The sequence below is a fragment of the Streptomyces sp. NPDC037290 genome (assembly GCF_055603245.1).
Genome location: NZ_JBVJVZ010000072.1, coordinates 1 through 6,851, shown reverse-complemented (window position 1 = coordinate 6,851; position 6,851 = coordinate 1). Strand labels below are relative to the sequence as shown.

7 protein-coding genes and 1 pseudogene are annotated in these 6,851 nt (G+C 65.9%); 2 read left to right on the top strand and 6 right to left on the bottom strand.

What is annotated here, in order from left to right; all coding sequences use genetic code 11:
• From ACZ7HQ_RS44415 to ACZ7HQ_RS44405, 3 genes and pseudogenes are all read right to left on the bottom strand, one after another.
• The coding region (locus tag ACZ7HQ_RS44415; RefSeq protein WP_471003063.1) for a DUF6879 family protein at positions 1–162 on the bottom strand (162 nt) is incomplete at its 3' end.
• An 11-nt stretch (positions 163–173) separates the two neighbouring features.
• A complete protein-coding gene (locus ACZ7HQ_RS44410; RefSeq protein WP_471003055.1) occupies positions 174–377 on the bottom strand; it encodes a hypothetical protein in 204 nt (67 codons plus the stop codon).
• A 754-nt stretch (positions 378–1,131) separates the two neighbouring features.
• Positions 1,132–1,254, bottom strand: a pseudogene (locus ACZ7HQ_RS44405) (IS6 family transposase); the annotation flags it as partial.
• A gap of 96 nt (positions 1,255–1,350) precedes the next feature.
• On the opposite strand from ACZ7HQ_RS44405, the gene ACZ7HQ_RS44400 reads away from it, so the two are divergent.
• On the top strand, positions 1,351–2,094 hold the full coding sequence (locus tag ACZ7HQ_RS44400; protein ID WP_471003052.1) for an IS6 family transposase: 744 nt from the start codon (positions 1,351–1,353) through the stop codon (positions 2,092–2,094).
• A 222-nt stretch (positions 2,095–2,316) separates the two neighbouring features.
• On the opposite strand, the gene ACZ7HQ_RS44395 is transcribed toward ACZ7HQ_RS44400, so the two are convergent.
• The 3 genes from ACZ7HQ_RS44395 to ACZ7HQ_RS44385 are packed head-to-tail and all read right to left on the bottom strand — an operon-like array spanning position 2,317 to position 5,645.
• The gene (locus ACZ7HQ_RS44395; protein WP_471003049.1) at positions 2,317–3,162 is read right to left on the bottom strand and encodes a GAF domain-containing protein; all 846 of its coding nucleotides are present in this window, start codon (positions 3,160–3,162) and stop codon (positions 2,317–2,319) included.
• 22 nt (positions 3,163–3,184) lie between these two features.
• Positions 3,185–5,041 (bottom strand): CheR family methyltransferase, encoded by a 1,857-nt coding sequence (locus ACZ7HQ_RS44390; RefSeq protein WP_471003046.1) that lies wholly within the window; start codon positions 5,039–5,041, stop codon positions 3,185–3,187.
• A gap of 7 nt (positions 5,042–5,048) precedes the next feature.
• Positions 5,049–5,645 (bottom strand): chemotaxis protein CheB, encoded by a 597-nt coding sequence (locus tag ACZ7HQ_RS44385; RefSeq protein WP_471003060.1) that lies wholly within the window; start codon positions 5,643–5,645, stop codon positions 5,049–5,051.
• Between the two features lie 845 nt (positions 5,646–6,490).
• On the opposite strand from ACZ7HQ_RS44385, the gene ACZ7HQ_RS44380 reads away from it, so the two are divergent.
• Positions 6,491–6,721 carry a transposase gene (locus ACZ7HQ_RS44380; protein WP_471003057.1) on the top strand — a complete coding sequence of 77 codons (231 nt, stop codon included), beginning with the start codon at positions 6,491–6,493 and terminating at the stop codon, positions 6,719–6,721.
• Positions 6,722–6,851: the final 130 nt, after the last annotated feature.

Here is a 6,851-nt window from a genome sequence, read left to right as displayed (position 1 = left end):
ACTGGCGGGGTCGTAGCCGAAGGACTCGCCCCGTTGGAAGCGCGGCCAGTTGGGGCTGGCTCGGTCGGTGGCGTAGCCGCGCTGTGTCTCCAGCCTCCAGGCGGTGTGCTCGAACTCGGTGAACAGGTGGGTGATCTCGTCGAACGGGATCAGGTCGGACACGCGGTCTACTCCTAGCCTCGGGGAGTGAAGCGGGTGAGCAGCTCACGGGGGACGCGGACGAACGACTCGCTGTCGAGGACGTCACGGAGCTGGGCGATGTCCTCGGGGTCGGTGACGGTGTACCCCTGCACGACGATGTCACCGGTTTCGAGGTCCTCGTAGAGCGTGGGGCAGTTGCCGTTCTCGGATGTAGTGCCGATGAACCTGAGCTGCATGAGTGCTCTCCGTTCTGGCCGCTGGAATGTTCAGCATGCTGCGCGTTGCGGCAGCGCGCCGGGTGATTGCGTGAGATTGGCCTGAGTGGAGGCGGTCCGGTTGCCTGCAACGGGCTCTGCGGCAATGGCTGGCCGCTGAGCTGCTGGCCCAAGAGCCCCTCGACTGGCTGCACGCGGCCAGGGGCAAGAAGAGCTGACCCCGGATGCACGAAAGCGGAGGAGAGCGGGGCCGCTGCCTGGCGCGTACGGTGCGAAGGGGCGCCCTCTGATCCTGAAGGTCAGCGAGGCGCTGCACTGACCTGTTGGCGGGAGCCCGCGGCAGCGGTGAATGTGGGCTCCCGCCACTGCCCGCTGGTGTCCAAGGGCTGGTGCAGCGCGCGACCCCAGGAAGAAATGCCGCAGGCAGCGGCCCTGAACATACCGGCCGCCATCCAGCGTCCGCAGCGAGCGCGTTCGTTCGCAAGGGCACTCATACGAGGGAGCTCGCAGCCCTGATCAAGGCGCCACGCACCGCTCGTGCATGACTTCCACGGCGACCGACCCCCTTCCCGGACGAAGTGCAACATGGCACTGCCCGGAGGAGCCGGAAGGCCAAAGACTCTAACCAGCGTGTTCACGACAACAATTCTCAGTGCCCGTAGTCGGCTCCGCAACTGGTCCCCGGGCTCAACGCACCAAGAAAACACCGGCGTTCCGGGCAGCACCCTCAGTTTCCCCTGCTCACGGCGAACGCCGCAGGCGCTCTGGGAAGCTGGTGAGAATTCTCCGCCCGGTTGTTCAGTCCCTTGTGGGAGCGGTGCTCCACCGAGCCCATCAGTACCCGGTGGGCCGGGCCGTAGGAGCGACACTTGTCCGTGACCAGCACCCGCGGGACCCGGCACTGGTTCTTCATCGGCATCGTCAACTTGATTGAGGTGTCTCGGATCTGGGACGAATCGCCGGGTTTGTTGCTCTTCCCGGGGAGGGGGTGGCTGTGGGGACCAGGGCGACGGTGTCGTACAAGGGGTTCCGGTTCCCGGCCGAGGTCATCTCCCATGCGGTATGGCTGTACTTCCGCTTTCCCCTCTCCCTCCGTGAGGTGGAGGAGCTCCCTCGTGAGGTGGAGGAGCTGCTGCTGGCCCGGGGGATCATCGTGTCCTATGAGACCGTCCGGCAGTGGTGCGACAAGTTCGGGCCCGAGTACGCCGCCCGGCTGCGGCGCCGTCGGCCGCAGGCCGGCGATAAATGGCACCTCGACGAGGTGTTCATCAAGGTCAACGGGGTGCGGCAGTACCTGTGGCGTGCGGTGGACCAGGACGGCCATGTGCTGGACATTCTGGTCCAGTCGAAGCGGGACGCGAAGGCCGCGAAGCGGTTCATGGCCAGGCTGATAAAGAAGCAGTGCCGGGTGCCCCGGGTGCTGGTGACCGACAAGTGCCGTTCCTACGGGCCGGCTCACCGCGCGCTGATGGGCTCGGTGGAACACCGCTCCCACAAGGGCCTGAACAACCGGGCGGAGAACTCACACCAGCCGACCCGCCAGCGTGAGCGCGCCATGAAAGGCTTCCGCTCGCCCCGGTCAGCCCAGAAGTTCCTCGCCGCATTCAGCAAGATTTCACCACATTTCCGGCCCCGCCGTCACCTGATGACCGCACCCGAGTACCGCACCGAGATGACCACCCGCTTCACCGTCTGGGACCACATCACCGGCGTCACCGCCCTGCCCACGGCGAGCTGAACCAGGGCTGCCACCCAGCCCCACCACGCCCTGCCACACCTCAACAACCCGCCAGACCCGATAAGTTGACGACGCCCGGCGAACGGCAAAGCATGCCCTGCCCACCCTCACCAGCATGACAGCGCCGTCACCTTGATAGGGGCAATCCCCCGCCGCCCGGTACAACGCGATGGCATCGTTCCTGTACTTCTCCGGATACGGAGACCTACGTCCCACTCGGGCTCAGCCGAGTTTCAGGTCTCCGTGGATGATCTGCCGGGCGATTGTCTCGATCGATACTTCCTCGGCGAACGCCCGGGCTTTGATGAGTGCCAGCGCGTCGGCGGCGGGACGACTGAGTTGCGCGGACAGCATGGCCGTCGCGTGGAGAACGGTCGGGCGGATGTTGATTTCGCCGTAGAGGCCCGTGTCTGAGTCGGGGCCGAGGAGCACGATGGGGGTGAGGGCGGCGGCGACCCCGGTGAGCTCTCCAATACCGGGCTGTGGATCGAAGACTGTCAACACGCCCATGCAACTGTCCTGCGACGGGAGCGGTAGTGCGACCACCGAGGTGATACCCAGGGAGGCGAGGCCGGTTCCGTAGCCGGGCCAGCGTGTCTCCAGTGCCCGCCCGGACACGTGGAGTGGACGGCGTGCCGCCGCCGCGTGACGGGTCGGCCCGTCACCGAGTACGAACTCCAGTTCCTGGGCTGCTCGGGACTGTTCGTCGGACACGGCGATCGCGAGTTGGTTCTGGCCGGCGTCGACCAACGTGACTGCTGCGCTCCCCGTGCCACATGCCTCGGCGACACCGGTCATGAATCGCGGTCGGGTGCCGCAGCCCTGGTCCCATTGCGCCGCGCGCCGGGCGAAGTTCTCCTGGAGCTGAGCCGTGGCACGGTGGCACGCGGCTGTTTTGCGTTGTGTCTCTGCGATGTGGGCATGGAACTCGCGTCCGGGTTCCTTTGCCAACAGTTCGTGCCGCTCGGCGGCCGCCTCCGCCCGGTCCGCGCGCTCATGGGCCAGTGCTGCCCGACGCCGTGCCACGGCTGCCAGACTGAGATCCTCCTCGCGCCTTCGCGGGTCCATGCGTAAAGAGTACGCCGCGTTGTCATTCGGGGGCGTCTCTTCGACTCTCTTCCATCATCAGGACGACCCCGCCGTGGTGCCCGTCGAACGGGGAAAAGAAGACGTCGCAGGTGATGGACCTGCCGATGCGGCTCAGGGCCTCCACAGCGACCGGGCCGGAGCGCTTGCGTGTCTCCAAGCACCGTTGTACGACAGGCAGCAGCGCATCGGTGGGAAGCCCGAAGTCGAGCTCGAAGAAGGGCTCTTCCATCACCTCGTCGGCACGCAGTCCCCACAGTTCGACGGCCCCCCGGTTCCAGCTCCTGACCTTCAGGTCCTTGTCCAGCACCACCACGCCCGCCGCGATGCTCGTCAGAACCGCTTCCAGGAAGGCCCTGACCTCGTCCAGTTCATCGGTGCGGATGCGCATCTCTTCGTTCATCGTCTCCAGTTCCTCGTTGCCTGACTGGAGTTCTTCGTTGGTGGTTTCCAGCTCCTCGTTGGTGGACTGCAGTTCCTCGTTCGTCGTTTCGAGTTCTTCAATGCTGGACTGGAGTTCTTCGTTGGTGGTTTCCAGCTCCTCGTTGGTGGACTGCAGTTCCTCGTATGCCGTCTCCAGGTCCTCCTGGACCCTTTTGACCTCAGCCTTCAGCCGCGTGGCGACAGTGACGTCGGTGAAGGAGATCGTCGTGCCGACGTGCAGGCCGTTGGACCCGGAGAGCGGCTGGATGAGGATGTCGACGTACTGGACGTCCTCACCCAGCCTGCGCTCGGCCCGGTTGACGCGCAAGGTCCGACGCTCGTGCGTGGACTGGTCGATCAGGGAACGGAGTTCGACCGGACGATAGGAGATCTCCAGGTCCTGGAAGGGACGGCCGACATCGGTCGTGGTCAAACCGAGCTGAATCCTCGCCTGACTGTTGATCACCATGACAGTTCCGTCGCCGTCCAGGGCGATCAACGGAGCCGGACTGGCGTCGAGAACCAGGTCACGCAGGTGGCGGGTGCGTGCGACCGAGTGCAGCTCGATGCCTGCGCCCGATCTGATCTTCAGGGGGGCAGGCTGGTACGGCAGTGTGGTCTCGCCGGCCCGGCGTCTGAATACGCGCTGGCGCATGTTCACGACTTCGAACCGCTCGGCGTCGTTCAGCAGCATCTCCGCCTTGCCGAGGAAAAGGAAACCGCCCGGGCGCAGGGCGAAGTGGAAACGGTCGACGATCTGCGTCTGTGCCTCAACGTTGAAATACATCAGGGTGTTGCGGCAGACGAGCAGGTCGAGCCGGGAGATCGGGGCGTCCCGGGTGATGTCGTGCCGGCCGAAGATCACCCGGCGTCGCAGGTCGGGGCGGAAGCTGAACTGCGCACCGTTGTGCTCGAAGTACTTGTCCCGCAGATCCGTGGAGAGCAATTCCAGGGACTTCGACGGATACAGCCCCGACCGGGCCGCGCGCAGCGCCTCCTCGTCGACATCTGTGGCGTAGATCTTGACCCGCCGTAGGCACTCTTCGACACCGAGTGCCTCCGCGAACATGACGACCAGCGAGAACGCCTCCTCGCCGCTGGAACAACCCGCGCTCCATACCCTGATCTCCTGGTCCGGTGCCAAGGCCGCGAGCAGCTCGGGGATAGCCTCGTGCTGGAGGAAGGCCCATGCCTCCGGGTCGCGGAAGAAGGAGGTGACGTTGATCAGGATCGTGTTGAAGAGGGCACCGAACTCCTCCGTGTTGGCCTCCAGCAGATCCTGGTAGTCCGCGTAGGCACCGATGCCGACGTCAGTCATCCGCTTGTGGATACGCCGACTCAGCGTGGATCGCTTATAGCCGGTGAAGTCGAAGCCGCGGGCCTCACGGATGAAGCCGAGCAGCTCCTCCAGTGCCACGTTGTCCTGCGGTTCACCCATCAGTGCATCACTGCCTCTTGGCCTCGACAAGTCCGCGCACGAATACGGCGATCTCCTCCAGAGGTAGCACGAAGTCCACGCCGCCGGTGTCTACCGCTGCCTGCGGCATCCCCGCGAACTGTGCGGTCGACGGGTCCTGGACGATCACCGTTCCACCGCGCGCTTTGACCGCGCCGACTCCCATGGCGCCGTCTCTACCGGTACCCGTGAGCACGCAGGCGATCGCCGCTGCCCCGTAGGCACCTGCGACCGACTCGAACAGGAGGTCGGCGGAGGGGCGTACGAAGTGGACGAGCTCGGTACGGGCCAGGGTCACAACGCCGCCGGCTCCGACGAGGAGGTGCCGGTCAGGCGGGGCAATATAAACGGTGCCGGGCAGCACACATTCATCCGCCTCAGCGAGCTTGACCCGAAGCCCGGTGCGGCGGGCGAGGATCTCGGCGAGCACAGTCCGGTGCCGCGGGTCTAGGTGCTGGACAACCAGCACCGGTACCGGCAAGTCGGAACCCAGCTCCCCGAGCAGCACACTCAACGCTTGAATACCGCCCGCGGACGACGCCACGGCGACGATGCTGAAGTGACCCGCGGATGACTGTTCGGCCATCACACCACAAGCCTAACCGAACCCATGCCAGCAGACAGCACAACACGCAGCACTCTGGTCGGCGTCGATACTCCTGTGACTCTTGCTGCGGCAGCGTTGAGGTGTCTGCAGGGACTGACCCGCGTCAAGTTTGTGGCTCGCTTCGGGCGGTTTGAAAGGTGGGGGTGCAGGGCCGGGTCGCGGTATGCGGGCGGATGTGATTGAAGACGTGCCGGTACTCCTCGGCCGCGGTCGCGAGGGTGTCGAGAGCGTCGATGTCGAGGCGTAGAGGTGCTCGTACTTCAGGAGCCGAAGCCACGCTCGCGCACGCCGTTCTGCCCGGGGCTCTTGGCCCGTGTGCGGATGTGCACCAGCTCGGGGCGGGAGGCGATGAACCGGACGAACGCCGCACCACGGAAAGCGCCTCCGTTGGCGCGCTCGACCGAGGACGCGGACGCAGAACCTCGAAGCCGGCATCGCCGCCCGAGTGCGGATCCCTTCGAGGTCCTCGAAGGGACAGGCGCCCCTGGGCGGACATCTTCCACACCCGCACCTCGACGCGGGCCCCGCAAAGCGCCGACTTGAGTTCCCCGAGCTCGGCCTCAAGCATCTCCCCCCGCGAAAAGGAGCGGCGCCCACCCGCGGTGACCAGCCGCCGGACCACCTACGAGCAGCGATCAACTACGCTGGCCACCGCCGCATTACAACCGGTGTCCACGGTCACGGGGAAAGCCCCAGGTCCCTCCCCTCGTAGCGTGGAATCCCTGAATGCAGGGGAAGTTGAGGTTCATGGGGTCCAGGCAACGGACGTATGCACCTGAGTTTCGTGAGGGTGCTGTGCGCATTGTGATCGAGACGGCAGGCCGATCCCGGAGGTCGCCGAGGAGCTCGGTGTCCACTCCGGGACGCTGCACAGCTGGGTGTCGCGGTGGCGGCGCAACGGCTCGGCCTCCTCCGACCGGCCCGCGCCCGCTGCTTCGGGCGGCCGGCTGCGGGACACCGAGCGAGCCGAGCTGGAGCGGCTGCGGCGGGAGATGAGCGAGAAGAACAAGCGGATACGCGAGCTGGGGGGCCTTTCCTTGGGATCACCCCGCTGACCAGATGAAGATGGCGGCGAGGTGGAGTCCGGCGAGGGGTTATCAAGTTGAGGAGGGTGGTGCGATGATCTTGGTGGAGATCGTCGTGGGAGGGGCCTGCTCGTGGAGTCCGCCGCACCGTCGTACCGGG